The sequence below is a fragment of the Methylosinus sp. LW3 genome, assembly GCF_000527115.1.
Classification (GTDB): Bacteria; Pseudomonadota; Alphaproteobacteria; order Rhizobiales; family Beijerinckiaceae; genus Methylosinus.
The window spans coordinates 606192-631969 of sequence record NZ_AZUO01000001.1 but is presented as its reverse complement, the minus strand read 5'-3'; the positions used below and the strand labels follow the sequence as shown (position 1 = coordinate 631969).

Sequence of the window (25778 nt, the reverse complement as noted above, 5' to 3'; positions counted from 1 at the left end):
GCCGCCCGGCTTCGACGCGCGAGAAACACAGCGTCGGAACGTTCCGTCTAACACGAAAGCTCGACTGCGCAAACCGGCGGCCGAGATCGCCGGCTGCGGCGACTTCGCCTCGAGGATATGGCGTTTTTCAGGCCCGAGCCGGTCATGATAGGGTCTCGGCCCGAAAACGGAAACGGCGAGAGGGAAGTTTGTCCGGCGTGATCGTCAAAATCTGCGGCTTATCCACCCTGCCGACGCTCGAGGCCACGATCGCCGCCGGCGCGGATATGGCCGGCTTCGTCTTCTTCGAGAAGAGCCCGCGCCACATCACGCTCGAGACGGCGCGGGAACTCGGCCGGGTCGCGCAGGGACGCATCGCCAAGGTCGCACTCACCGTCGACGCGGACGACGATGCGCTCGACGCCATCGTCGCCGCCCTCGCGCCGGACCTTCTGCAATTGCACGGCCGGGAGACCCGAGAGCGCGTCGCCGCCGTGAAGGCGCGCTTCCGCCTGCCCGTCATCAAGGCGATCGGCGTCGCCGGCGCCGCGGATGTCGCCAGCGCTGCGGCCTTTCGAGAGGTTGCCGACATTCTCCTCTTCGACGCCAAGCCCGCGCCGAACGCCGCCGTCCCCGGCGGGGCCGGGACGGTTTTCGATTGGGAGCTGATGCGCGGCTATGGTGGCGGCGACTGGATGCTCTCCGGCGGCCTCGATCCCGCCAATGTGGCGGAGGCGCTGCGGCTCACCGGCGCGCCGGCGGTGGATGTGTCCTCCGGCGTGGAGCGCGAGCGCGGCGTGAAGGACGAGGCGAAGATCGCGGCCTTCGTCGGGGCGGCGCGCGGCGCATCTGTCTGACGATCTACGCCGCTTTCATCGGAGCGGCGGAGGGTCTAAGAGTGCGCCGCAGCCGAGGCGAGGAGGACCGACAGTGAACGAGCAGACCCCCAATTCCTTCCGCAACGGCCCGGACGAGAATGGCCGCTTCGGCCTGTTCGGCGGCCGCTTCGTCGCCGAGACCTTGATGCCGCTGATTCTCGACCTCGAGCGCGCCTATGGCGAGGCCAAGGCGGACCCCTCCTTTCAGGCCGAGCTGGACAGTCTGCTGAAGCATTATGTCGGCCGGCCGAGCCCGCTCTATTACGCCGAGCGCATGACCGAATATTTGCGCGGCCTCACGGCGGCGGTCGGCGGAGAGGGCGGCGCCAAAATCTATTTCAAGCGCGACGAGCTGAACCACACCGGCGCGCATAAGATCAATAATGTGCTCGGCCAGATTCTGCTCGCCCGCCGCATGGGCAAGAAGCGCATCATCGCCGAGACCGGCGCCGGCCAGCACGGCGTCGCCACCGCCACCGCCTGCGCGCGCTTCGGCCTCGATTGCGTCGTCTATATGGGCGCGGTCGATGTCGAGCGGCAAAAGCCCAATGTCTTCCGCATGAAGATGCTGGGCGCCGAGGTCCGCCCGGTGCAGTCCGGCGCGCGCACGCTGAAAGACGCGATGAACGAGGCGCTGCGCGACTGGGTCACCAATGTCTCCGACACTTTCTATTGCATCGGCACCGCCGCCGGCCCGCACCCCTACCCCGCCATGGTGCGCGATTTCCAATCGGTGATCGGCAATGAGGCGAAGGAGCAGATGTTCGAGGCGGAAGGGCGGCTTCCCGATTCGCTGGTCGCCTGCATCGGCGGCGGCTCCAACGCCATCGGCCTGTTCCACCCCTTCCTCGACGACGCGTCGGTGGAGATTTACGGCGTGGAAGCCGCCGGCCACGGGCTCGACGTCGAGAACGGCCACGCCGCCTCGCTGGCGGGCGGACGGCCGGGCGTGCTGCATGGCAATCGCACCTATCTGCTGATGGACGACGACGGCCAGATTCTCGAAGGCCATTCGATCTCCGCCGGCCTCGATTATCCGGGCATCGGCCCGGAGCATTCCTGGCTGCGCGATATCGGCCGCGTGACCTATCTCTCCGCCACCGACAAGGAGGCGCTGGCCGCCTTCCAGCTCTGCTCCAAGCTCGAGGGCATCATCCCCGCGCTGGAGCCCTCCCATGCCCTGGCCAAGGTCATGGAGCTGGCGCCGCAGAAGCCGCAGGATCATCTGATGGTGATGAATCTGTGCGGACGCGGCGACAAGGATATTTTCGCCGTGGCGGAGCATTTGGGCGGGATGTGAGCTTGCCGGCGGGTCCGGCTCGGAGGGTCGCTGATGTCCAAGCCCTATGACCGTTACGGCTCCGCCCCGCGAGGCCGAAAGCGCGACCGCGCGCCCTGCAAGGCGGACCACCCGATCAATTCACCGAAAGCCGAGCGCCGCTACGCGCTCGACGAGCTTCTGTCGGAAGCGCCTTCGAATCCCTCTGTGGCTACCAAAGGCTAGATGAATTCGCCGCCAGTCGGCCGTGAATTGCTCTGAACGCGCGAGGCGACGATCACGCCGCCTCGACTTCCGCCTTGATGCGTTCGCCGAATTCGCGCTCCGCGACTTCGAGATCATATTTCGTCTGCAAATTCATCCAGAACGCCGCGCTATTGCCGAAGTAGCGTCCCAGCCGTAGGGCCGTCTCCGCGCTCACGCCGCGCTTGCCGGCGACGATCTCGCCGATCCGATTGGCGGGCACGCGCAATTTCAGCGCGAGCGCGTGAGCGCTCAAGCCCCGCGCCTCGAGTTCCGCGGCCAGCGTGCGGCCGGGATGGATCGGCCCGAATCGGAAACCGCCCGCGGGCGCTTCGAAAACGTCTTCGCCCTTCTTCGCCATTACGACCTCAATGATAGTCGACGATCTCGACCTCGAAGGCGTCGCCGCCCTCGAAACGAAAGGCGATTCGCCACGGCCCATTGACCTTGATCGCCCATTGGCCCTTGCGGTCGCCCGACAGCCTATGCAGCCCGACGCTGCGCAGTGGCGGCAGATCGTCGAGCGAGGCGGCGCTGTCGAGTTCCGCCAGACGCTGGCGCGCCAGTTCCGCGTCGAGGCCCGAGAACTTCGACTTGCCGGTTTCGAGAAACTGGCGTGTCGCCGTTCCTTTGACGGATCGTATCATATGTGGAGCGTATGACGCTATCTGCAAGCGAGCAACTCCACCCCCACCCCGCCATTCCCCTTCGCCCTCCCCTATGCTATCGCCTGCGGCCATGACTTCCGCTGTCAAGACCACACGCATCGACGCCCGCTTCGAAGCCCTGCGCGCCGAGGGCCGCGCCGCCCTCGTGACCTTCGTCATGGCCGGCGACCCGGACCTCGAGACCTCGCTCGCTCTATTGAAGAGCCTGCCCAAGGCCGGCGCCGACGTGATCGAGCTCGGCATGCCCTTCACCGACCCCATGGCCGACGGCCCCGCCATTCAGGCGGCCGGCCTCAGGGCGCTGCATGCGGGCATGACGCTCAATAAGACGCTCGAGCTGGTCCGCGCCTTCCGCGCGCAGGATCAGGCGACGCCGATCGTGCTGATGGGCTATTACAACCCCGTCTATGTGCATGGCGTGCCCGCCTTCCTCGAGGAGGCGAAGGCGGCCGGCGTCGATGGGCTCATCATCGTCGATCTTCCGGCGGAGGAAGACGCCGAGCTGTGCCTGCCGGCGCGCGCGGCGGGGCTGAACTTCATCCGCCTGGCGACGCCCACCACGGATGACAAGCGCCTACCCAAAGTGCTCGAAAACACGAGCGGATTCGTCTATTATGTGTCGCTCACCGGCATCACCGGCGCGGCGCTGTCGGATTATTCGGGCGTGTCGGAGGCGGTCGCGCGCATCAAGCGCAGCACGCCTCTGCCCATCGCCGTCGGCTTCGGCGTCAAGACGGCGGAGAACGCCGCCGCGATCGCGCAATACGCCGATGGCGTGGTTGTGGGAACGGCGCTGGTCGATGCGCTGGCGAAATCGCTCGACGCGGAAAATCGCGCCGGTCCGCGGACGGTGGAGGCGGTGACGAGCCTCGTCGCCGATCTCTCCCGCGGCGTGCGCAGCGCGCGGGCGCAAGAGGCGAAGAAGGACGAGCCCTTTTCGCTGAAATCGGCCTTGGGGGCGCTCGCGAGGCTTTGGTCATGAACTGGTATTCCAACGTCGTTCCGCCCAAGATCAAAGCCCTCATCAAGCGCGAGGCGCCGGAGAACGCCTGGGTCAAATGCCCGGAGAGCGGCCAGCTGGTGTTCCACAAGGACATAGAGGACAATCTCTATGTCGTGCCGGGCTCCGGCTATCACATGCGCATTCCGGTGGAGGCGCGGCTCGCCGGCCTCTTCGACAATGGCGAACATGACATCGTGCCGACGCCGGATGTTCCGAGCGATCCGCTGAAGTTCCGCGACATCAAGCGCTATGTCGACAAGATCAAGGAATATCGCCTCAAGACCGGCCATCAGGACGCGGTGACGATCGCCTATGGCAAGCTCGAGGGCGCGGCCGTCACTGTCGCCGTGCAGGACTTCGAGTTCATGGGCGGCTCGCTGGGCATGGCGGCGGGCGAGGCGATCATCGCCGGCATGAGCCACGCGATAGAGAAGCGCACGCCCTTCATCATTTTCACCGCCTCCGGCGGCGCGCGCATGCAGGAAGGCATGTTCTCGCTGATGCAGATGCCGCGCACCACCATCGCCGTGCGCCGGCTGCGCGACGCGCGACTGCCCTATATCGTCGTGCTCACCAATCCGACGACCGGCGGCGTCACCGCCTCCTACGCCATGCTGGGCGACATTCACATCGCCGAGCCCGGCGCGATCATCGGCTTCGCCGGCGCGCGCGTCATCGAGCAGACGATTCGTGAGAAGCTGCCCGAGGGCTTCCAGCGCGCCGAATATCTGCGCGACCATGGCATGGTGGATATGGTGGTGCCGCGCACGGAAATGCGCGAGACGCTGGCCCGGCTCTGCGCGCTGCTGACCAAAGCGCCGCGCCGCGCGGCCTAGAGCATGTTCCCGAAAAGCGCCAAGCGGCTTTCGGAGACGAACATGCGAGCTCGAATCTTTCCAGGAGCGCATTCGGACGTGATTCGTCCGAATGCGCAATAAGAAGCGAAAGCCAGTCCCATGGATCAGCGCGACGCGATTCTGACGCGCTTGCTGGACCTTCATCCCAAGAAGATCGATCTGTCCCTCGGACGGACCGAATGGCTGCTGGCCGAAATGGGCCATCCCGAGCGCCGGCTGCCGCCGATCATCCATGTCGCCGGCACCAATGGCAAAGGCTCGACGCTGGCCTTTCTGCGCGCCATTCTGGAGGCCGCCGGCCAGCGCGTTCATGTCTACACCTCGCCGCATCTCTTGCGCTTCAACGAGCGCATCCGCCTCGCCGGAACGCTGGTGGACGACGCCCGCCTGCAAAAGGCGCTGGAGGATTGCGAGCGCGCCAATGGCCAGCGGCCCGTGACCTTCTTCGAGATCACCACCGTCGCCGCCTTCGCGCTCTTCGCCGAGGAGCCCGCCGATTGGCTGCTGCTGGAGACGGGCCTCGGCGGGCGCTATGATTCGACCAATGTGATCGAGAGCCCCAAGGCCACGATCATCACCTCCATCTCGCGCGACCATCCCGAGTTTCTGGGCGATACGATCGAGAAGATCGCCTATGAGAAAGCCGGCATATTGAAGCGCGGCGCGCCCGCGATCATCGGCTTTCAGCAGCATGACGGCGCCCGCGACGTGCTGGAGCGCGAGGCGCGGCGCGTCGGCGCGCCGCTCTCCATCGCCGGCGAGGATTTCCATATTCGCGAGGAGAACGGCCGCTTCGTCTATGAGGACGAACGCGGCCTGCTCGATCTGCCATTGCCGCGCCTGCCCGGCCGCCACCAGCATGCCAACGCCGCCGGCGCCATAGCCGCGCTGCGCGCCGTCGCGCCGCATATCGGGCCTGAGCATATAGAGGCGGGCCTCACCCGCGCCGAATGGCCGGCGCGGCTGCAATTGCTCTCGCGCGGACGGGTGGCGGATCTGGTTCCGCCGGGCTCGGAAGTCTGGCTCGACGGCGGCCATAATGACGACGGCGGCCGCGTGCTCGCCGAGGCCATGGCGCAATTCGAGGAGAAAAACGCCCGGCCGCTGGTCTTCGTCTGCGGCGCGCAGGTGACGAAGGACATTCGCGCATTGATAAAGCATTTCGTCGGCCTCGCCGGCGAGGTCGTCGCCGTGCCGGTCGAGGGCGAGCATAAGAGCTGGCCGCCGGAAGAGATCGCCGCGCTGGCCTGCGCCGAGGGCATCAAAGCCGCCGCCGCGCAGAGCGTCGAGGAGGCGCTGGCGATCATCGCGCAGCGCAGCTATGCGGTTCCCCCGCGCATATTGATCGCCGGCTCGCTCTATCTCGCCGCCGGCGTGCTGGCGCTGAACGGCTCCGTCATAGAGTGACTGGGCTCTCCCTTCTCCCGCTTGCAGGAGCAAGGTGGCCCCGCAAAGCGGGGTCGGATGAGGGTCCCCGCCGGAAAGAGCCTCACCCTTTCGCGAGCGCTTCCAGCAGCTTGCGCGCCGCCGGACCGGAGGACGCCGGATTCTGTCCGGTAATCAGCGATCCGTCCCGCACCACATAGCTCGCCCAGTCCGCGCCTTTCGAGAAAAGCCCGCCCTTGGCGCGCAGATCGTCCTCCACCAGAAACGGCACGACCCCGGTGAGGCCCACGGCCTCCTCCTCGCTATTAGCGAAGCCCGTCACCTTTTTGCCCGCGACGAGCGGCCGTCCGTCCGGCGCGCCCACATGTCGCAGCACGCCCGGCGCATGGCAGACGAGGGCGATGGGCTTTCCCGCGCGAATGAAGGATTCGAGCAGCGCGATCGAATGCGCATCCTCGGCGAGATCCCAGAGCGGACCATGGCCACCGGGGTAGAACACCGTGTCGAAATCCTCCTGGCGGACCTCGCCGAGCGGGACCGTTTCCGCGAGCTGCGCCTTCGCCGCCGCATCCGCCTCGAAGCGTCGCGTGAGATCGGTCTGGAAATCCGGCTCATTGCTCTTGGGGTCGAGCGGCGGCTGGCCGCCATTCGGCGAGGCCAAGGTGAGCGTCGCTCCGGCGTCCTGAAAGGCGTAATAAGGGGCGGCGAGCTCTTCCAGCCAGAAGCCGGTCTTGCGGCCGGTGTCGCCGAGCCGATCATGCGATGTGAGCACGATGAGAATTTTCATGGGGCCGCTCCGTCGTCTCGCTTTTTCGCGCAAGCGCTCGCCGGAAGATAAGGAGCCCACCGGCAGGCGCCCACTCCAATTCGCCTGCGGCGCCCACTCGAATTCGCCCGCGGCGCCCACTTGGATTTCGGAAGAAATTGCTCCACAAGCGTCCTGCCTCTCCCGCCGCGGGCCGAGGCGAGATCGAAAGAGCGCCTGATCGATGACCCTAATGTTGACGAGCGTCGCCAGCGTGGCGGAAGCCGAGATCGCCACCGCTGGCGGAGCGGACGTCATCGATTGCAAGGACGCCACCCGCGGCGCTCTCGGCGCTCTGCCCGTGGCCGAGGTCGCGGCGATCCTGCGTTCCGTCGCCGGTCGCCGTCCGGTCAGCGCCGTCGTCGAGCTGTCGCATGATCCGGCTGTGGCGCGCGCGGCGATAGAGGAGACCGCCGCGCTCGGCGTCGCTTTCGTCAAATTCGCGCTGCCGGCGACGCCGGACGCCGATGCGCTGATCGCGGCTCTGGCTCCGATCGCGCAGCGCGTGCGGCTCGTCGCCGTGCTCTTCGCCGATCTCGGGCCGGACCTCGACGTTCTGCCGCGCCTCGCCGCAGCTGGCTTTGCCGGCGCGCTGCTGGACACGGCGCATAAGGGCAAGGGCAGGCTCATCGAGCATTTCGATATTGGCGCGCTTTCTTCCTTCGTCGAACGCTGCCATGCGCTCGGCCTCGAGGCGGGCCTCGCCGGCTCGCTAGAAGCGCCGGACGTGCCGCGCCTTCTGGTGACGGGCGTGGATGTGATGGGCTTTCGCGGCGCGCTGTGCCGCGACCACGACCGCAAGAGCGCGATGGACGCCACGGCCGTCGCGCTGATCCGCGATCTCATCCCCGGCGGCCCGGCGCGGGCGAGCGGCAAGGGCGCCGCGCTCGCCGCCAATGTCGATTGGTCGCTGGTCGTCGGCCGCGGCTATCTCGAGAGCCGCGAGCGCACGCGCGAGGTGGACCATGTCTTCGTGCGCGATCTCGTCATTCCGGTCGAGATCGGCGCCTATGATTTCGAGCGCGGCCGCACGCAGCGGGTGCGCTTCAATGTCGATGTCGATGTGACGCGCGTTTCCGCCGGCGGCGACGACATGCGCAATGTCTTCTCCTATGACGTCATCATGGACGCGATAAAGATGATCCTCGCCTCGGGCCACATAGAGCTCGTGGAGACGATCGCCGAACGCCTCGCCGAGCTGGTGCTGCGGCACGAGCGCGTGCAGGCGCTGACCGTGCAGGTGGAGAAGCTCGATGTCGCGCCGGGCGCGGTCGGCATTCGCATCCGCCGCGAGCGCCAGGCCGAGACCGCCAAGGTTCACAACCTCTTTCCGGGTCTTCCCGATGCCGCCGAGCCCGAGCGCTGAGACGCGGCCTCTCGTCGTCAAGCTCGGCGGAAGCCTCGCCGCCTCCCCCGCCTTGCGCCAATGGCTGGCGGCGCTGCGGCGCTATCCCGGCCTTCTCACCATCGTTCCCGGCGGCGGCCCTTTCGCCGATGCGGTGCGAAGCGCGCAAGAGACGCTGCGCTTCTCCGACGCGGCGGCGCATGACATGGCCATAATGGCGATGGAGCAATATGGGCGCGCATTGTGCGACCTCGAGCCGGGCCTCCTTCCCGCCGCGACGCCGCAGGAGGCGACGGCCACACATGCCCGCGGCGAGGTCGCAGTGTGGAGCCCGGTTGCGATGACGCGCGCCGATCCCCAGATTCCAGCGAGCTGGGACATGACGTCCGACAGTCTCGCGGCCTGGTATGCGCATGAGGCGGGAGCGCGCGCGCTATTGCTGATCAAGAGCGTCGATTTCCCGCCTCCCCCTGGAGGGGAGGGTGGGGGCGCCGCATCGATCGTCGATCCCTGCTTCGCGCATTATGCGCGCGGGCTCGACGTCTTCATCGCCGGCCCCGCGGCCTTGCGCGAGGCGCCTGAAACTTTCGCGCGCGGCGGCCTTCCCGGCGCGCGCTTCGATTTCACCAGAGAGCAAAGCATCGCATCATGAAAAAGGTCGTCACGCCGCGCTGGGGCTGGGCGCTCACCGGCTCGGGACATTTCTTCACCGAATGTCTCGACATCATCCGCTCGCTCGACCATGTCGATCTCTTCGTCAGCAAGGCGGCGGCGGAAGTCATCCGCATGTATAAGCACAGGCTCGAGGACATGCCGGACCATGTGCGCGTGTTCAAGGACACGACGGCCAGTTCCGTTCCGGTCGGCGGCTTCTATCACAGCTATTATCACACGCTGATCGTCGCGCCGGCGACCTCCAACACGGTCGCGAAATTCGTCTATGGCATCTCCGACAATCTCGCGACCAATGTCTTCGCCCAGGCCGGCAAATGCCGCGTGCCGACCGTCGTCTTCGCCTGCGATACGGCGCCGGAGCTGGAGACGCAGGCGCCCGATCGCAAGGTGATGGTCTATCCGCGCCGCATCGACCTCGAGAACACCGACAAATTGAAAAACTTCGAGGGGACGCAGGTCGCCGAGAGCCTCGCCGCTCTGCATGAGGCCGTCGAGCGCCGGCGCCGCGAGCTTTCCGCTCGGGAGCCGATCGGGAATGTCTGAGCGCCTGCTGTTCCTCACCGGCCATCTCGCTCTGCCGCGCCTCGAGCGCATGTTGGCGGGCTTCGGAGAGGAGGCGAGGGACTGGCGCATCCACGACATTGGCGTGAAGGTCGCGGCGCTGATGACGCAGGAGATCATCCTGCGCCGCCTGCCGCGCCCGCTCACGGCCGATCGCGTCATATTGCCGGGCCGTTGCCGCGCCGATCTTTCCGCTCTCGCGGAGGCCTTCGGCGCGCCTTTCGAGCGCGGGCCGGAGGAGATCGCCGATCTTCCCGCTTTCCTCGGCAAGCGCGGCGGCAAGGCCGATCTGACGCGCCATGACATGCGCATTTTCGCCGAGATCGTCGACGCCTCCATCATGAGCGTGGAGGAGGTGATCGCCCGCGCGACGATGCTGAAAGAGGCGGGCGCCGACGTCATCGATCTCGGCTGCCTGCCGGACACGCCCTTTCCGCATATGGAAGAGACGATCGTCGCGCTGAAAGAGCGCGGCTTTTCCGTCAGCCTCGATTCAGCGAAGCGCGACGAGCTGGAGCGCGGCGCGCGCGCCGGCGCCGATCATCTCTTGAGCCTCGACGAGCATACGCTCTCGATATTGCCGGATAATTCGCCGCTGGTTCCGATCCTCGTGCCCAATCCGCACGGCGATCTCGACTCTCTGCAACGCGCCGCGCGCATCGCCGAGCGACGCGGCATTTCCTACATTCTCGATCCGATCCTCGATCCCATTCACTTCGGCCTCGCCGCCTCCATAGAGCGCTATGTCGAGACGCGCCGCCGCGAGCCCCACGCCGAAATGATGATGGGCACGGGCAATCTCACCGAATTGACCGATGCGGATTCCTCCGGCGTCACCGCCGTTCTGCTGGGTCTGTGCTCGGAATTGAACATTCGGCATCTGCTCACCGTGCAGGTGAGCCCGCACACGCGCCGCACGGTGCAGGAGCATGACGCGGCGCGGCGCATGCTGTTCGCCGCGCGCGCGGACGCCGCTCTGCCCAAAGGCTATAGCGACGCGCTGCTGCAAACCCACGACAAGCGCCCCTATGCAGCGACGCCGGACGAGATCGCCGAGCTCGCGCGCGAATTGCGCGACGAGAATTTCCGCATAGAGGTCGCCGCGGACGGCATCCACATTTACGCGCGCGGCTTTCATCGCGTGGCGCAGGACGCAATGTCGCTCTTTCCCGAGCTCGGGGTCGAGAAGGACGGCGCCCATGCCTTCTATCTCGGCGCGGAACTGATGAAGGCGGAAATCGCTTTTCGTCTGGGCAAGCGCTATCGGCAGGACGAGCCGCTGGACTTCGGCTGCGCTTCGGATAGATCGCAGGAGGACGAGACGCGCCTGCGCGAGGCCGGACATACGCTGCGCAAGGCGCGGGAATGATGGATATCTCACGGGACCCGAGCGGGAGCAGCAGCCGATGCCGATGATCCGCGAATGCATCGTCACCACGGTCGGCCCCACGGGCCAACATCATATCGCGCCGCTCGGGCTCATCGAGCAGGACGGATTCTGGGTCATCGCGCCCTTCCGCCCCTCGACGACGCTCGCCAATCTCGAGGCCGCGCCCTTCGCCACGGCGAGCTTCATCGACGATGTGCGCATTTTCGCCGGCTGCGTTTGCGGCAGGAGCGACTGGCCGATGGAGCCGGTCCCCGATTGGCCGGCGCCGCGCCTTTCCGCCGCCCTCTCGCACGCCGAGCTGGAAGTAGCGCGCAACGAGGGCGACCCTCAGCGGCCGCGCTTTTTCTGCCGGATAAGAAAAATCGTCTCCCACAAGCCCTTTTTGGGGTTCAACCGCGCTCAATCGGCGGTGGTCGAGGCCGCTATTCTGGCGACGCGGCTCGGAATGCTGCCCCGCGAAAAAATCGACACAGAAATGGCCTATCTCCGCATAGCGATCGACAAGACGGCCGGGGCCGCCGAGCGCGAGGCGTGGGAGCTGGTGACGGCCAAGATCGAGGCTTATCTTCAAACACAGTCGAAATAACCGATTCGCCCCTCGGGGGCGGAACGGCGCGGCGCGCCGGCGGCTCGCTCGATTAAATTTCGACACAAATTTTCATGAAGGATGGACAATGTCCGAAGCAATGACGACAGAGCATCTCGAGCACGCGGAACATGCCGAGCATGTCGCGCATGAAGGCACGCCCTTCATGACGCAGGTCTCGATGACGATCGCCGTTTTCGCCGTCGTCGCCGCGACCATCGGCAGCCTGGAGACGATCGAGACCGCCGCCACGCTCGGCGCGCAGAACGCCGCCGCGCTCAGCCAGAGCAAGGCGAGCGATCAATGGGCTTTCTTCCAAGCCAAGAGCATCAAGAAGAGCGTGAACGAGGTCGCCGCCAAGCAGGGCGGCCCGCAGGCCGATCCGCTGGCCCGCGAGGCCAAGCGCTATGACGACGAGAGCAAGGCGATCAAGACCGACGCCGAGGCGCTCGAGCATCGCGTCGAGGAGCATTTGCACGAGGCCGAGCATCACGAGCATCGCCATCACATTCTGACGATGGCGGTGACGCTGGTGCATGCGGCGATCGCCATTGCGACCATCGCGATCATCACCCGCGGCCGCAAATGGCCATGGTATTCCGGCCTCGCTCTCGCCCTCTCGGGCGTTCTTCTCGCCGGCTACGCCTATATTTGAGCATAGCGCTTCGGCCGGGACCGCGGCGCAGCGTCGCGGCCGCCCCGGCCGAAGCCGGCCAAAAATCCGCGCATTGCCGAGTTTTCGGTCATTATTTCGTAGACTTGTCTCATTTTTAGCGACGACCGGCTCGCGCCGAGCCACCTCGCCGCCAGCGGAGCGCGGGTTGCTTTTTCAGCCGCCATCGCAATCTCTCCGCTTGTGGAGTGCCTCCGATGTCTGCATTGAGCGAATGGCTCTTCGGCGTCGACAATCTGACGCCGCATGGTTTCTGCCTCCTCTGGGAGCCGGGCCTGATCTGGCTCTTCGCGATCTCCGACGGCTTGATCGCGCTGGCCTATTTCTCCATCCCGCTGGCGCTGGTCATCATCGGGCAGAGACGCGCGGACCTCGTGTTTCGGCCCCTGCTATGGCTGTTCGCCGCCTTCATCCTGCTCTGTGGCGCCACGCACTGGCTCGATGTCGTGACCTTGTGGAAGCCGGTCTATGGCGTGCAGGGAATCGTCAAGGCGGCCACGGCGCTCGCCTCGCTCGGGACCTCGATCGCGCTATGGTGGTGGCTGCCGAGCTTTCTGGCTCTGCCCTCGCCCGATCAGCTGCGCAGGGCCAACGCCGCGCTGCTGGAGAGCGAGGAGCGGCTGGCCCATGCGCAGAAGATGGAGGCGATCGGCCAGCTGACCGGCGGCATTGCGCATGACTTCAACAATGTGCTGCAGGTGGTCATCGGCTCGCTCGGCGTCATAGAGCGGCAATTGGCGCGCGGGCGCGCCGAGGAGATCGGCCCGTCGGTGGCCGCGATTCGCAAGGCGGCAAGCTCGGCCTCCAATCTCATCGACCGTCTGCTCGCCTTCTCCCGCCGCCAGACGCTGCTGCCGCGCGTCATCGAGCCGGACAGGCTGGTCGTCGGCCTCGAGGATATGCTGCGGCGCACGCTCGGCTCCGGCGTCGAGCTCGATCTGCGGCTCGGCCGCTGCCGGCGCAGCGTCGTCTGCGACCCGTCGCAGCTCGAGAGCGCGCTGCTCAATCTGGCCATCAACGCGCGCGACGCCATGCCGGCCGGCGGCGTGCTCGAGATCGCGACCGCAGATCGCCGGCTGGACGCCGACCCCGACGATCCCGACGCCACGCCCGGCGATTATGTGGAGATCCGTGTGAAGGACAATGGCGCCGGCATGAGCCGCGAAGTGCTGGCGCATGTCTTCGAGCCTTTCTTCACCACCAAGCCGACCGGGCGCGGCACGGGCCTCGGCCTCTCGCAGATTTATGGTTTCGTGAAACAGTCCGGCGGCTTCGTGCGCATCGACAGCGCTCCGGGAAAAGGAACCAGCGTGCGCCTCTATCTGCCTGGACGCGACCAGCCCAGCCTCGCGCCGGGCGAGGCCTTCGCCGCCCTGGAGGTCGTGGAGCAGAAGCAAGATTACGCCGCGCCCTGCGGAAAGACGCTGCTCGTCGAAGATCAGCTGGAAGTGCGCATGCAGATCGCCGACGCGCTCGAGGAGATGGGCTGCGATGTCATAGAGGCCGATGACGGAAACGCCGGGCTGAAGGTGCTCGAATCGGGCGAGAGCTTGCGCCTGCTGGTCACAGATGTCGGCTTGCCGGGCGTGAGCGGACGCCATCTGGCCGAAGCCGCTCGCGCCGCTCACCCCGATCTCCCGATCCTGCTCATCACCGGCTATGCCGGCAAATCGCTCGACAGCCTCGATCTCGCATCGAACATAGAAGTTCTGCGCAAGCCCTTCACGCTCGAGGAGCTCGCCGCCCGCGTGAAGATTTTGCTGGCGCGCGCCGCCGCCGCGGAATAGCCCCCGCTCAGCCGGAAGCGAGCAGAGCGACCGCGCAGGCCGGCGCGCAATCGGCGGCGGCCGTCGCGACCTCCGGGACCGAATCGATGAGATCGGCGATATCGCGATAGGCGCGGCCTTCGGCCAGAGCGAGGCGCGCGACCAAGGCGCGGCCGACGCCGGCGCCCACGATGGGCGCGCCTTCCGCCATTGCGGCGCGCGAGCGCAGCAGCGCGATCTGATCCTCGATCGAACGCATCTGCGCGCGTGCGAGAAAATCCGCGAAGGCGCGCCATTGCGCGGGCGAGGCCTCGGCGGCGTCACGGCCGGCGAGGCGCGCGAGGCGGGCGATCGATTCGGCGACGCTCTTGCCGCGCCCGTCCGCGGTGGGCTCGGCGTCCTCTGCGACGAGATCGCCGGTCACGCGGCGCACATCGGCCATGGTCGCGAAATTCTCGCGCGCCGGCGGCGTCCAGCGGCCCGCAAAGGGCGCGAGCGTCACGCCGGCGAGCGGATCGCCGCGCGAGAAGCCCGTGTAGACCAGCTCGCCATTGGCGAGGCGCTCTGCGTCGCCGCCGCCGAGGGCGCCGACGCGGCCGCCGGAGATGGGGACGAGATCGGTCGTCGTCGAGCCCATGTCGATGAACAGCGCCTCGGGGAGTCGCCGCGCGACCAGCTCCGCGCTCGCCCGCCAATTGGCGGAGGCGATGGCCTGCGCCGCGCCGCGAACCTCGGCGAAGGGAAGGAAGCCGCCCTCCCCGGCGTAGAACAGCGTCTCGCCCTTCACGCGCCGGGCGATCGCGGAGGCGATGGCGGCGACGCCGGCGGCGCGCGTCTCGAAAGCGTCGGAGAGCTCGGCCGTCATGGTGACGGCGAATCGATCCGCGGCGCCGAGGCGGGCGACCGCCTCCTCTATCGCGCCCTCGAGCCGCGCGAGGCCGTAATGCGGATTGCAGGGCAGCAGCAGGACCTCGACGATCCGCCCGTCAATGGCGCGCGCGGCCTTGAGATGCGCGCCGCCTATGTCGAAGCCGATGACGCTGGCCATGAGCCTTTCCGTTTCGATCGGCGCGTCGCGCGCGCCTTTAAAAAGCAAAAGGGGAGCCGCGAACGGCTCCCCCGATGATAAGTGATCCGGTCGAAGCCGTCAGTTGGCGCCGAAAGGATGCTTGACGTCGTTGCGCTTGGCGACGACCTCGGCGGCCTTCGGCTCGCCCTTGATGGCGCGGGCGATGGCTTCCTTCGTGGCCTGATAGTTGTACTCTTGGATCTTCTTGTCGTCGCTGGCGTCCCAATGGATGAACACGCCGACCGAGATGAAGACGTCATCGGCCTCGGCGAGCGGGATCACGCCCTCGGCGACCGAATCGGCGACCGCCTTGGCGACGCCGGCCTGCGCCGGTCCGAACATCTGAACGGCCTGCTTGGCGTTCTTGATGGTGACCTTGTTGAACAGGATCGTGTTGGGCTTGGCCAGCAGGTTCGGCGCGACGACGGCGAGCAGCGTCGTGAAGCCGTCCTTGTTGTTGACGAGCGCATTGGCGAAAGCGGTCTCGGCCGCGCTGCCGCGCGGTCCGATCAGCAGGTCGATGTGAGCGACTTCATTGCCTTCGCCGACGAGCGACTCGCCGATCATGAGCTTGTTGATCAGGGCCATTTTCTCTTCTTCCTTATCGACATGTCGCTTCGGAGACTCCGAGCCGTTCTCGGCGCCGCGCTGTCGAAGACGCGCCGCCGTCATCAATCATTTCCGCATGACAGCGGCAAGTCGGGAGGACACCTTCGGGAGGAAACCCTCGGGACCAGACCGAACTTGCGCGCTTCTCAGAGAAGGCTGCGCGCCAGCGCGAAAGCGTGGCGGAAATCGAGGCGCAGAGGCTTGTCGGAATTGGTCATCTGCCGGAAGAGGCCGGCCTCCGTTCCGTATTTGATGTCGCCGATGGCGAGCGCGCCTATGCCGAGCGCGCCCGACGGCAGCTCGACGCCCTTGTCGTGCAGCTTGACGCCCTCGACGCCGAGCGGCGGCACGGCGTTGACGTCCGCGGCGATGAGCAGCGATTTGGCGGCGGCGAGGTCTTCCGCGGACAGCACCTGCACGCCGGCGCGGGCCGCGCAGAGAGCGATCTCATGCTCGACGAGGAGAGCGCGCACCTGCTCGGACTTGCTGCCGTCGGCCGGCGTCACCTTCACGCCGAAGCGCTTCTCGATCTCCTCGGCCTGGACGGTCACGCGGTCGAGGCCGCTATAGCCGACGATCGTCACCTCGGCGCCCTCGAGCGCGGCGATGACCGCGGAGGAATAGCCGACGACGCCGGTCGCGCCATAGACGACGATCTTGGCGCCCTTGAGCTCGCGGCCCTTTTTCTCGCGCAGCACCTTCTCGACGAAGGCGACCATGGCGCCGGCGGTGGTGAAGGAGCCATAAGGGTCGGCGAAGAGCGATATCTCGAAGGGCTTCAGCAGCGCCTTCTCGGCGGCGTCCAGCATGTCGAGCGCGAGCACGGCGTCACGGCCGGCGAAGAAAATTCCGGTGCGCAGGGCGGCCGAGGGAGCGCGGGAGAACATCGCGTCCTGCACCAGAGCCGCCACCTCGTCGAGAGTGACATTCGTGTAGGGGATCGCCACGTCGAAGCCCGCGTCGATCGCCATGTTGACGTCGAACGGGCTCATATGCTTCAGCGTGCTCAACATATGAAGGATCGATTTGGCGGCCATGGGAAATTCCTAACCTTTCTGTCCTTGCCGGCGCGCGAGCGCGCTGCGCCTCGCGTGACGCCCGAGCTTAGCCAAGCTTTCGGATGAGCGATACCGGGACGGCGGGCGCGGGCGGAGCCCGGTCTCGAATGGCGAGACGCATAGACCGCAGAACGGGGCGAATGTCCAGCCTATTGTCCCGGCCCTGGACAGCGGAAGCGGGAGGCAGGCGGCCCTCAATAACCGAAGGGCGAGGACCCGAAGGAGGAGCCGGCGCCCGGCGGATCGAAGCGATAGCCGTCGGCGCCCCAGACCGGCGCGGGGCGGACCGGCGCGGCATAGGCGGGCGCGGCATAGACGGGGGCGGCGACCGGCGGCGCGTAGGCCGGGCGGCGGGAGGAGCGCTTCGCCTCGGCGGGAGCGGCGGCGAGAAGCGCGCCGGCGAGGAGGACGATCGCAAAGCCGCCGATTTTCATGATTCATCCCCTCCATGGACCGCAGATGCGGCTCCGCTGGGGAAAATCGGGCGGCGCCCGGCGGCGTCAAGGGTGGCGCGACGACGGCTTTCGCCCGCGTTTCCCCGCATCTCTTATTGCCATCGGCTCGAGCTGGGCGCATTCTTCGCGCCCATGTCGGACGAGGCGTCTCTACTCGCGGCCAACGCCGCTTATTATCGAGCCTTCGTCGCCGCGGACCTGGATGGGATGGCGGCGATCTGGGGCGATGAGGAAATCTGCTGCATCCACCCCGGCTGGCCGCCGATCTTCGGGCGCGAGCAGGTGCTGGCCTCCTTTCGCGAGATTTTGCGCAACCCCATGCAGGACCCGGTTCTGCGCCGCAGCGAGCGCGCGCTGCTCTGCGGCTCCGAGGGACGCATCGTCTGCATAGAGATGGTCGGCCAGACGGCGCTGGTCGCCACCAATTGCTTCCGGCTCGTCGACGGGGCGTGGCGGCTGGTGCATCATCAGGCGAGCCCGCTGATGGTCCAGAGCGAGCCGCCTCCGCCGCCGCAGGCGCCGCCGACGCGCTCGCTGCATTGAAGGTTCGCAGGATCGCCGAAGGTTCACATGATCGCCATGAAGGCGACATCCCCTGTTGACCTTTCGCCGCCCCTGCCTCTATAAGACCGCCCAACCAAGGGCTCGCCCCCCGGGGCGCGGGGTCTTTGCGCGAATTTCATGTCATACGGCCATCGAATGGCGCGGGCTCCCGCGCTCTGCGCCGATCGAAAGGAAAAGACCATGTCCCGCCGTTGCGAACTGACCGGCAAAGGCGTGCAGACGGGCAATCTCGTCAGCCACTCCAATCACAAGACCCGCACCCGCTTTCTGCCCAATCTGGTCAATGTGACGCTGGCCTCGGACGCGCTGGCGCGCTCCGTCCGCCTTCGCGTCTCGGCGGCGGCTCTGCGCTCGGTCGAGCATCGCGGCGGTCTGGACGGCTTCCTCGTCAAGGCGCGCGACACGGAGCTCTCCGACGACGCCCGCGCGCTGAAGCGCGAGATCGTCAAGAAGCTCGCCACCGCCAGCGCCTGATCTCGACGGCCACGGGATGCGAGCCTTTTAAGGCTCGCTCTCTTCCGAGAACGAAGACAAATAGACCCCGCGCCCTGGGCAAGAGCGCGGGGTCTTTCCCGTTTTGGCCGCCCTTGCCGACGCGAGCCCCCAGCCGCGCGCAGGCAATCGCTCCGGGCGGCGTGTCAGCCCCAGATCGACAAAGCTACGCTGAGCAGCAGGGGAAGGGTGGCCAGCGAGAAGATCGCGGCGACGCAGAGAACCCTCTGGACGTCGAGCGGCTCGTGAGACGCCGCGGGCAATCCCGCATTTCGAACTTTGCCAAAGGAAATCATACGCAACTCCCTCGTCACTCTCGGTCGGCCGATCGCTCGGACATCCGATCGTCACTGCACGCGCACCAGACGGTCGCGCCGAAATATTAATGCAACAGCCGCCCTGAAGGTTCCCCGCCGACTCGTTTTCGGCGCGGTTGAGCGCTGGTTGCGAAATTAACTCGACTTAAACTTATTCACCATTCGGTGAATTACGAGAGGCGATTCACGACGACGAGCGCCACCCCGAGCGCCCCCTCCCTCACCCTCCCCCGCTTCGCGGGAGAGGGAAGGCGGCGACGTGACGCGAAATGTCGATGAAGCGCGAAATCTGCTCCCTCTCGCGCGCAGCGGGGGAGGGCTGGGGAGGGGGCGCGGCGCAAACCCGTCACGGCGCCGTGGCGAGGACGCGCGGCCGCGGCGGCGCCGCACGTTGCGGGGCGCGCGCCGGAGCGGGCGCGGCGTTCTCGCTGAACAGCTCGGCGAGCTTTTCCGTCATCGCGCCGCCCAACTCCTCCGCGTCCACAATGGTCACGGCGCGGCGGTAATAGCGCGTCACGTCATGGCCGATGCCGATGGCGATCAGCTCGACCGGCGATTTGGTCTCGATCTCCTGAATGACATGCCGCAAATGGCGCTCGAGATAATTGCCCGGATTGACCGACAGAGTGGAATCATCGACCGGCGCGCCGTCGGAGATCATCATCAGAATGCGGCGCTGCTCCTGCCGCGCCAGCAGGCGGCGATGCGCCCAGTCGAGCGCCTCGCCGTCGATATTCTCCTTCAGCAGGCCCTCGCGCATCATCAGGCCCAGATTGCGGCGCGCGCGCCGCCAGGGCGCATCGGCGGCCTTGTAGATGATGTGGCGTATGTCGTTGAGCCGGCCGGGGTTCGGCGGCTTGCCGTCGGCGATCCAGCTCTCGCGCGACTGGCCGCCCTTCCACGCCTTGGTGGTGAAGCCCAAAATCTCCACCTTCACGCCGCAGCGCTCCAGCGTGCGGGCGAGAATATCGGCGCAGGTGGCCGCCACTGTGATCGGCCGGCCGCGCATGGAGCCGGAATTGTCGAGCAGCAGAGTGACCACCGTATCGCGGAAATTGGTGTCTTTCTCGCGCTTGAAGGAGAGCGGCTGCTGCGGATCGATGACGACGCGCGGCAGGCGCGCGGGATCGAGCATGCCCTCCTCGAGATCGAACTCCCAGGCGCGATTCTGCTGCGCCATCAGCCGGCGCTGCAGGCGATTGGCGAGCCGGCCGACGACAGAGGAGAGATGCAGGAGCTGCTTGTCGAGATAGGAGCGCAGGCGATCGAGCTCCTCGGCGTCGCACAGATCCTCCGCCTTCACCGTCTCGTCGAAGCGAGACGTGTAGGCCCTGTATTCGCCACCGGAACGATCGGCCGAGGAGGTCGGCGGACGCCGCGTCTCCATCGCCTCGTCCACATCGCCGGAGTCGATCTCCTCCAGCATCTCGCTGTCGAGAATTTCGGCGGCTTCGCTCTCGCCCTTCTCCAACGCCTCTTCAGAGGCGGTGGCGGTGTCCATCTCGGAGGAGCCGGACTGCTTGTCCTCCTCGGTCTCCTCGCCCTCGGCCTCGTCGGGGTTTTGCGGTTGGTCCTCGCTCGGCTCCTCGGCGTCCTCCTCGCCTCCCGCGCTCTCGCCCTCGAGCTCGAGCGACGCGAGCAGGCGATGCGCGAGCTGCGCGAAGCCGCGCTGATTCTCGAGCGCCGAGACGAGCTTGTCGAGATCGGCGCCGGCGCGCTCCTCGATCCAGGGGCGCCAGAGATCGACCGCCTTGCGGCCATGCGGCGGCGGCGCAATGCCGGTCAGACGCTCGCGCGCGATGAGCGCCAGAGCGTCCTCGAGCGGCGCGTCCTCGCGCGTCTCGATCTCGGAGAAGCGGGCGCGCTGATAGCGATCGTCGAGCATGGCGCCGATATTGGCGGCGACGCCGTCCATGCGGCGCGAGCCGATCGATTCGACGCGCGCCTGCTCCAGCGCATCGAAGGCGGCGCGGGCGTCGGGAGATTGCGGCTGCACGCGGCGATGGACCGCCTCATCGTGGCAGGCGAGGCGCAGAGCGATGGAATCGGCGTGGCCGCGCACAATGGCGGCGTCCTGGGCGGTGAGCTTGCGCGGCGGCTCCGGCAGGCGCGCCTTGGCCTTGTCGTCGGCGCCGAGCAGCATGGCGCGCTCCGGCGAGAAGGAGACTTCCAGCTCCGAACGCTTGGCCATGGCGCGCATCGCGCCGGCGACGGCGCGCTTGAACGGCTCTTGCGGAGCCTCCTTCGGCGAGGCAGGTTTGCGATTGGTTGCCATGGAAGTCCGTTCGATCGTGAGCTCTGCGCCCGCCTTCGGGCGAGCGAGCCTATATAGCCTATGCCGGATCGACAGTTATGAAAATCGCCGAAGACGAAATCACCCGCGGATTCCGACAACGCGCGAGTTTCTCGTTAACTATCAGCTATTTCGGTCGGCATATGACGGAGCGATGACATGATTTCAATCTAAGATGTTGAATTGTTTACTGTTTTTTCAAGGCTTCCGGTCAATTTCTCGCGCCGAAAGCCCCCGAATCCGAGCCGAGCCATGCATGAGACCGCCTCCCGATATGGAGTCGTCACCGAATTTCGCGACGTCGACGAGCTGTGCTTCAAATGGCAGGTCGAGGCGCCGGTCGGCGGCCTGCCGCCCTATGAGCAGATCGCGCTGGGCAGCCTCGGCCGGCTCGCCGACGATCTGGCGCTGGCCGGGCGCGACGAGGACGGCGGCTTCGCGTTCTTCTATGGCGGCGGCGCCTTCGAGGCCTGGCTGGGCGCGTCGCTGCGCGGCCTGCGGCTCGACGCGCTGGAGCGCAATTACCGCGACGCCATCGGCGAGGCTCTCGAGGCGGCCTGCGCGCGCGGAGCGCCGGCGGCGACGATCGCACGCAGCATTCGCGGCGGCCTGGTGCAAACTTGCGAGATCGTCGTCTTCCCGCTGTCGAGCCATTGGGGCGCGACGCTGTTTCTCGTTTTCGCGCGCGAGCGGGCCTCCAAGCACGATCTCGTCGATGCGATCTATCGCGCCACCGACGGCGGGCTGGCGACGCTCGCCGCCGTCCACGCCGGCCGCGACATAATCGATTTCATCATTGTGAGCCTCAACGCCAGCGCCAGCCGATTCTTCGGCGGCGCCGAGCGCGATCAGCAATGGCGGCGCATCAGCGAGATCGTCCCGGCCTGGATGACCGACGGGACCTTCGAACGCTTCTCCGCCATTTTCCATTCGGCGCTCCCCGACACATTCGAGGTCGCGCATCGCTCGGCCGAGGGCGTCGCGATGCATTTGCGGCTCTCCGCCGCGCCCATGGGCGATCTCGTCGGCGTGACGCTCACCGACGTCACGCCGCTGAAGGCGCGCGAGGCCTCCTTCCGCCTGCTGTTCGAGAGCAATCCCATGCCCATGTGGGTGCATGACCCGCACAGCTTGCGCATCATGGCCGTCAATGACGCGGCGGTCGCCCATTACGGCTATGCGCGCGAGCGCTTTCTCCGCTCCACCTTGCTCGACCTCTATGCGGAGGAGGAATGGCCGGCGGTGACGATCGCCCATGAGAGCGCGGCCGTTCGCCGTCCCTCGGACCGCATATGGATCAATCGCACAGCGGAGGGGCGCGAGATAAAGGTGCAGAATTACGCGCGCGAAATCTCCTTCGACGATCGTCCGGCGATATTGCTCGCCATCGTCGACGTCACCGAGCAGCGCGAGCAGGCCGCCCGCATCGCCCATCTCGCCCATCACGATCCGCTCACCGGCCTCGCCAATCGCGCGCTCTTTCGCGCGCGGCTGACGGAGGGGCTGCAGCGGCTCGAGAGCGGCGCGGAGAGCCTCTGCGTGCTCTATCTCGATCTCGACGGCTTCAAGGATGTGAATGACGCCTTTGGCCATCCGGTCGGCGATCGGCTGCTGATCGCCGTCGCCGAGCGCCTGCGCGAGACTCTGGCGCCGGGCGACATGGTGGCGCGCGTCGGCGGAGACGAGTTCGCCATCGTCCAATCGGGCGCCGGAGCGAGCGAGGCGGACCGTCTCGCCGAGCGCATCGTGAGCGCGGTGAGCGTCCCCTATGAGGTCGACGGCCATGCGGTGACAGTCGGCGCCAGCGTCGGCATTTCGGTCGCGCCCATCGACAGCGGCGACGCCGATATTCTGCTCAAGAACGCCGACATAGCGCTCTATCGCGCCAAGGCGGACGGGCGCGGCCTGCATCGCTTCTTCGAGCCGGAGATGGCGGCCTCCATTCTCGTGCGCCGCACGATGGAGGCCGATCTGCGCCATGCGCTCGCCGCCGGAGAGTTCGAGATCTATTATCAGCCGCTCGTCGACCTTTTGACCAATCGCATCGTCGCCTCGGAGGCGCTGCTGCGCTGGTTCCATCCCATGCGCGGCTCGATTTCGCCCAATGAGTTCATCCCGCTCGCCGAGGAGACCGGGCTCATCACGCCGATCGGCGAATGGGTGCTGCGCGAGGCCTGCCGCGAGGCGGCGAGCTGGCCGGAGCCGATCGGCGTCTGCGTCAATCTCTCGCCCGCGCAATTTCGCTCGCGCTCGCTGGTGGGCTCGGTCCTGTCGGCGCTGGCGGCGAGCGGCCTCGCGCCGCAGCGGCTCGAGCTCGAGATCACCGAATCGGTGCTGCTGGCCGAAAACCACGCCAATCTCGCCGTGCTGCATCAGCTGCGCGGCCTCGGCGTGTGCATATCGATGGATGATTTCGGCACCGGCTATTCGAGCCTCAGCTATCTGCGCTCCTTCCCCTTCGACAAGATCAAGATCGACCGCTCCTTCGTGAAGGAGCTGCCCGAGAATCAGGAGTGCGGGGCGATCGTGCGCGCGGTTGCCGGGATCGGCCAATGTCTCGGCGTCGCCACCGTGGCCGAGGGCGTGGAGACGCATGAGCAATTGGCGCGGCTGCGCGCGGAAGGCTGCACGCAGATGCAGGGATTTCTGTTCAGCCGTCCGGCTCCGGCGGCGGAGCTGCGGCGCATGCTGGAGAACGACGACCAGAGATGGGCGGAGGCGATGAGCGCGGCGTGAGCTTTTCCGCCGCGGTGAGCCTTAGACGCGGCGCGCCTTAGAATGGTGGGGGAAGTAGGACTCGAACCTACGAAGGCATAGCCAGCGGATTTACAGTCCGCCCCCTTTGCCGCTCGGGACATTCCCCCAGCTTCTCGACGGACCCTAGAGGATAGGTCCCGCGAGCGACGGCCCCGTGAAGGGCCGGTGAAGCAGGGCGCATATGGGGAATTTGCGTCCCCGCTGTCAACCCGAAAATGACCGAAGGCGTCGCCGGCCCGTCGCCGGCTCAGGACTGGCTCTGCGACTGACCCTGGGCGCGGGCGACGCTGACGCGCACTTCCGCGGTCTCGTCGCCGCCGCCGGAATGGGCGGCGCGAATGGGCGCGGCGCCCAGATGATCCAGCGCCACGGCCACGCGCACATAGCTCTCGTCCGGCGAGGCGCCGCGCGTCGGGTCGAAGCCCACCCAGCCGAGCCCCGCCACATGCGCCTCCGCCCAGGCGTGGACGGCCGCGCCGGCGTCGGCGCGCAGCGCATAGCCGGAGACATAGCGCGCCGGAATCTCGAGGCTGCGCGCGCCGGCGATGAAGACATGCGCCGCATCCTGCGCCGAACCGCGGCGACGCGCGAAGACATCGGCCGCCGCGACGGCGCCGCTCGTCGGTCCCTCCGCCACGACGAAGGCTTCGTGCAGCGCGCCGACCAGCGCGTGGAGCCTGGCCAGCGTCTCCTTCTCGCGCGCCGACGCCGCCAGCGCAAAATCGCAGATTGCGTGATCCGCCTCGGTCAGCGGCGTCTCGCGCAAATAGAGCTCCGGCGGAAAACGCTCGATCGCGCCGCGCGCGACGCCGGCCGTGTCGAAGGTCTCGACCGCTCCTTCGACGACGGTGGTGAGCGCCTCGAGCGGCCCATCGACATAGATGCTGTGCACGACATTGCCGAAAGCGTCCTCGCAGGCGCGCAGGCGGCAGTCGCGATCGACGTCGATGCGCCAGTCGAGAACATGCTGCCCGTCGTAATTGCGGGGGGTGAGCGCCAGCTTTTGAATCGCCGCCTTGGCCGGCTCCGCGTAACGATAGATCGTCTCGCGCCTGACTCTTATGTGCATCTTACACCGCAAAGGGAGCCGGAAACGCCGGCTCCGACACATTTCATTCTAGAAAAGATACTGCTCTGACACCAGAGCCCCCAGCCGTTGATTATCGGCGATGAAGCTCTGAATGAAATCATGCAGGCCATTGTGGAACACACTCTCGATGGTCGCATGCTCGAGCTGGCCGAAGACGGTGCGAGCGTGGCGCTGCGCCGGGCCTTGCTTGCCATGCGATTTGCCGAGGCGGTCGAGATTCTGCACCACGCTCTCATAGCAGGCGATGAGCGAGCGCGGCATCTCCGGCCGCAGGATCAAGAGATCGGCGACGAGCCAGGGCTTCAGACTGTCGCGATAGACCCAATGATAGGCGGTGTGCGCGGAGACGGCGCGCAGGATCGCCGTCCATTGGAAATAGTCGAGCGAGCCGCCGACCGCTTCCGTCTCCGGCAGCAGCACGTGATACTTCACGTCGAGCAGGCGCGCGGTGTTGTCGGCGCGCTCGAGATAGAGGCCGACGCGCGAGAACCAATAGGCGTCGTTGCGCAGCATGGTCCGATGCGCGCCGCCGTCATAGGCGGCGGAGACCTGCTTCACGAAATCGAGGAAGCGCGTCACCTCCTCGGCGGAGCGGCTCGCCTGCTCGAAGGCCTTGAGCTCGAGGAAGGCGCCGTTGATCGCCTCCCACATCTCGACAGTGAGCGCGGTGCGCACGGCGCGGGCGTTGACGCGGGCGAGCTCGATGCAATTGCGGATCGAGCTCGGATTATCCGGCGAGAAGGCCAGAAATTGCGTGACATTGGCCTCGTCGACCGTCAGCCCCGCCGCGTGAAAGGCGGGCGCGGCGCCGGAGGAGAGCAGCGCGCTCTCCCATTCCGTCTCCACGCCGCCATAGGCCCGCGGCAGCGTGGCGAGGCGCCGGGACGCCTGCAGTATGCGCGCGAGAAAATCCGCGCGTTCCATATATCGGGCCAGCCAGAAGAGGTTGTCTGCGGTGCGTGAGAGCATGAGATCCCGTC

Annotated in this window: 26 protein-coding genes and 1 tRNA gene; 16 read left to right on the top strand and 11 right to left on the bottom strand. The window is 66.9% G+C overall.

Features of this window, described 5'->3' with window-relative positions; genetic code table 11:
* Positions 1–188: 188 nt before the first annotated feature.
* The 3 genes from METLW3_RS0103105 (at position 189) to METLW3_RS28045 (ending at position 2361) form a co-directional block, all read left to right on the top strand.
* Positions 189–836 carry a phosphoribosylanthranilate isomerase gene (locus METLW3_RS0103105; protein ID WP_024878540.1) on the top strand — a complete coding sequence of 216 codons (648 nt, stop codon included), beginning with the start codon at positions 189–191 and terminating at the stop codon, positions 834–836.
* A 73-nt stretch (positions 837–909) separates the two neighbouring features.
* Positions 910–2157, top strand: coding sequence for a tryptophan synthase subunit beta (gene trpB / locus METLW3_RS0103100; protein ID WP_024878539.1), 1248 nt, complete (start codon positions 910–912; stop codon positions 2155–2157).
* A 33-nt stretch (positions 2158–2190) separates the two neighbouring features.
* Entirely contained in the window at positions 2191–2361 is a 171-nt protein-coding gene (locus METLW3_RS28045; RefSeq protein ID WP_157516507.1) for a hypothetical protein, read from the top strand.
* Between the two features lie 52 nt (positions 2362–2413).
* Here METLW3_RS28045 and METLW3_RS0103090 read toward each other — a convergent pair whose 3' ends face one another.
* On the bottom strand, positions 2414–2740 hold the full coding sequence (locus METLW3_RS0103090) for a HigA family addiction module antitoxin (protein WP_024878538.1): 327 nt from the start codon (positions 2738–2740) through the stop codon (positions 2414–2416).
* A 7-nt stretch (positions 2741–2747) separates the two neighbouring features.
* Positions 2748–3026 (bottom strand): type II toxin-antitoxin system RelE/ParE family toxin, encoded by a 279-nt coding sequence (locus METLW3_RS0103085; protein WP_024878537.1) that lies wholly within the window; start codon positions 3024–3026, stop codon positions 2748–2750.
* 91 nt (positions 3027–3117) lie between these two features.
* Between METLW3_RS0103085 and trpA the strand changes: the two genes are divergently transcribed.
* The 3 genes from trpA to METLW3_RS0103065 all read left to right on the top strand — a co-directional run bounded on the left by trpA (position 3118) and on the right by METLW3_RS0103065 (position 6314).
* Positions 3118–4029, top strand: a complete 912-nt coding sequence (gene trpA, locus METLW3_RS0103080; protein ID WP_024878536.1) for a tryptophan synthase subunit alpha — start codon at positions 3118–3120, stop codon at positions 4027–4029.
* The gene (accD, locus tag METLW3_RS0103075) at positions 4026–4886 is read left to right on the top strand and encodes an acetyl-CoA carboxylase, carboxyltransferase subunit beta (RefSeq protein WP_024878535.1); all 861 of its coding nucleotides are present in this window, start codon (positions 4026–4028) and stop codon (positions 4884–4886) included. Before trpA ends, accD begins: the two co-directional genes overlap by 4 nt.
* A 120-nt stretch (positions 4887–5006) precedes the next feature.
* Positions 5007–6314, top strand: a complete 1308-nt coding sequence (locus METLW3_RS0103065) for a folylpolyglutamate synthase/dihydrofolate synthase family protein (protein WP_024878534.1) — start codon at positions 5007–5009, stop codon at positions 6312–6314.
* An 82-nt stretch (positions 6315–6396) separates the two neighbouring features.
* Here the strand turns inward: METLW3_RS0103065 and METLW3_RS0103060 are convergent, their stop codons facing one another.
* Entirely contained in the window at positions 6397–7080 is a 684-nt protein-coding gene (locus METLW3_RS0103060; protein ID WP_024878533.1) for a type 1 glutamine amidotransferase domain-containing protein, read from the bottom strand.
* A gap of 202 nt (positions 7081–7282) precedes the next feature.
* Between METLW3_RS0103060 and METLW3_RS0103055 the strand changes: the two genes are divergently transcribed.
* The 7 genes from METLW3_RS0103055 (at position 7283) to METLW3_RS0103025 (ending at position 14115) form a co-directional block, all read left to right on the top strand.
* Positions 7283–8464: a (5-formylfuran-3-yl)methyl phosphate synthase gene (locus tag METLW3_RS0103055; RefSeq protein WP_024878532.1), complete on the top strand. Its 1182-nt coding sequence runs from the start codon at positions 7283–7285 to the stop codon at positions 8462–8464.
* Entirely contained in the window at positions 8442–9095 is a 654-nt protein-coding gene (locus METLW3_RS0103050) for an aspartate kinase (RefSeq protein WP_024878531.1), read from the top strand. Before METLW3_RS0103055 ends, METLW3_RS0103050 begins: the two co-directional genes overlap by 23 nt.
* Complete coding sequence (locus METLW3_RS0103045; RefSeq protein WP_024878530.1) at positions 9092–9661, top strand: flavoprotein; 570 nt, start codon at positions 9092–9094, stop codon at positions 9659–9661. Before METLW3_RS0103050 ends, METLW3_RS0103045 begins: the two co-directional genes overlap by 4 nt.
* Entirely contained in the window at positions 9654–11048 is a 1395-nt protein-coding gene (locus METLW3_RS0103040) for a DUF6513 domain-containing protein (protein ID WP_024878529.1), read from the top strand. The genes METLW3_RS0103045 and METLW3_RS0103040 overlap by 8 nt, the downstream gene beginning before the upstream one ends.
* 37 nt (positions 11049–11085) lie before the next feature.
* A complete protein-coding gene (locus METLW3_RS0103035) occupies positions 11086–11655 on the top strand; it encodes a DUF447 domain-containing protein (RefSeq protein WP_024878528.1) in 570 nt (189 codons plus the stop codon).
* An 88-nt stretch (positions 11656–11743) separates the two neighbouring features.
* On the top strand, positions 11744–12310 hold the full coding sequence (locus tag METLW3_RS0103030; protein ID WP_024878527.1) for a DUF4337 family protein: 567 nt from the start codon (positions 11744–11746) through the stop codon (positions 12308–12310).
* Between the two features lie 215 nt (positions 12311–12525).
* Entirely contained in the window at positions 12526–14115 is a 1590-nt protein-coding gene (locus METLW3_RS0103025) for an ATP-binding protein (RefSeq protein ID WP_024878526.1), read from the top strand.
* Between the two features lie 7 nt (positions 14116–14122).
* Here the strand turns inward: METLW3_RS0103025 and METLW3_RS0103020 are convergent, their stop codons facing one another.
* The 4 genes from METLW3_RS0103020 to METLW3_RS0103005 form a co-directional block, all read right to left on the bottom strand.
* Positions 14123–15142 carry a hydantoinase/oxoprolinase family protein gene (locus tag METLW3_RS0103020; protein ID WP_024878525.1) on the bottom strand — a complete coding sequence of 340 codons (1020 nt, stop codon included), beginning with the start codon at positions 15140–15142 and terminating at the stop codon, positions 14123–14125.
* Positions 15143–15241: 99 nt separating this feature from the next.
* Complete coding sequence (gene fae / locus METLW3_RS0103015; RefSeq protein WP_024878524.1) at positions 15242–15751, bottom strand: formaldehyde-activating enzyme; 510 nt, start codon at positions 15749–15751, stop codon at positions 15242–15244.
* A gap of 167 nt (positions 15752–15918) precedes the next feature.
* On the bottom strand, positions 15919–16809 hold the full coding sequence (locus tag METLW3_RS0103010; protein WP_024878523.1) for an NAD(P)-dependent methylenetetrahydromethanopterin dehydrogenase: 891 nt from the start codon (positions 16807–16809) through the stop codon (positions 15919–15921).
* A gap of 215 nt (positions 16810–17024) precedes the next feature.
* Entirely contained in the window at positions 17025–17264 is a 240-nt protein-coding gene (locus tag METLW3_RS0103005; protein WP_024878522.1) for a hypothetical protein, read from the bottom strand.
* 72 nt (positions 17265–17336) lie between these two features.
* On the opposite strand from METLW3_RS0103005, the gene METLW3_RS0103000 reads away from it, so the two are divergent.
* On the top strand, positions 17337–17828 hold the full coding sequence (locus METLW3_RS0103000) for a nuclear transport factor 2 family protein (protein WP_245267216.1): 492 nt from the start codon (positions 17337–17339) through the stop codon (positions 17826–17828).
* A 201-nt stretch (positions 17829–18029) separates the two neighbouring features.
* Positions 18030–18323: a 50S ribosomal protein L28 gene (rpmB, locus tag METLW3_RS0102995; RefSeq protein WP_024878520.1), complete on the top strand. Its 294-nt coding sequence runs from the start codon at positions 18030–18032 to the stop codon at positions 18321–18323.
* 681 nt (positions 18324–19004) lie between these two features.
* On the opposite strand, the gene cobT is transcribed toward rpmB, so the two are convergent.
* Complete coding sequence (gene cobT, locus METLW3_RS0102985; RefSeq protein WP_024878519.1) at positions 19005–20933, bottom strand: cobaltochelatase subunit CobT; 1929 nt, start codon at positions 20931–20933, stop codon at positions 19005–19007.
* A gap of 270 nt (positions 20934–21203) precedes the next feature.
* Here cobT and METLW3_RS0102980 point away from each other — a divergent pair, with 270 nt between their 5' ends.
* Positions 21204–23687 (top strand): EAL domain-containing protein, encoded by a 2484-nt coding sequence (locus METLW3_RS0102980; RefSeq protein WP_024878518.1) that lies wholly within the window; start codon positions 21204–21206, stop codon positions 23685–23687.
* Between the two features lie 43 nt (positions 23688–23730).
* On the opposite strand, the gene METLW3_RS0102975 is transcribed toward METLW3_RS0102980, so the two are convergent.
* The 3 genes from METLW3_RS0102975 to METLW3_RS0102965 all read right to left on the bottom strand — a co-directional run bounded on the left by METLW3_RS0102975 (position 23731) and on the right by METLW3_RS0102965 (position 25767).
* Positions 23731–23815: transfer RNA gene (locus METLW3_RS0102975), tRNA-Tyr, on the bottom strand.
* 140 nt (positions 23816–23955) lie between these two features.
* Positions 23956–24777, bottom strand: a complete 822-nt coding sequence (locus tag METLW3_RS0102970; RefSeq protein WP_024878517.1) for a transglutaminase family protein — start codon at positions 24775–24777, stop codon at positions 23956–23958.
* 48 nt (positions 24778–24825) lie between these two features.
* Entirely contained in the window at positions 24826–25767 is a 942-nt protein-coding gene (locus METLW3_RS0102965) for an alpha-E domain-containing protein (protein ID WP_024878516.1), read from the bottom strand.
* Between the last annotated feature and the right edge of the window lie 11 nt (positions 25768–25778).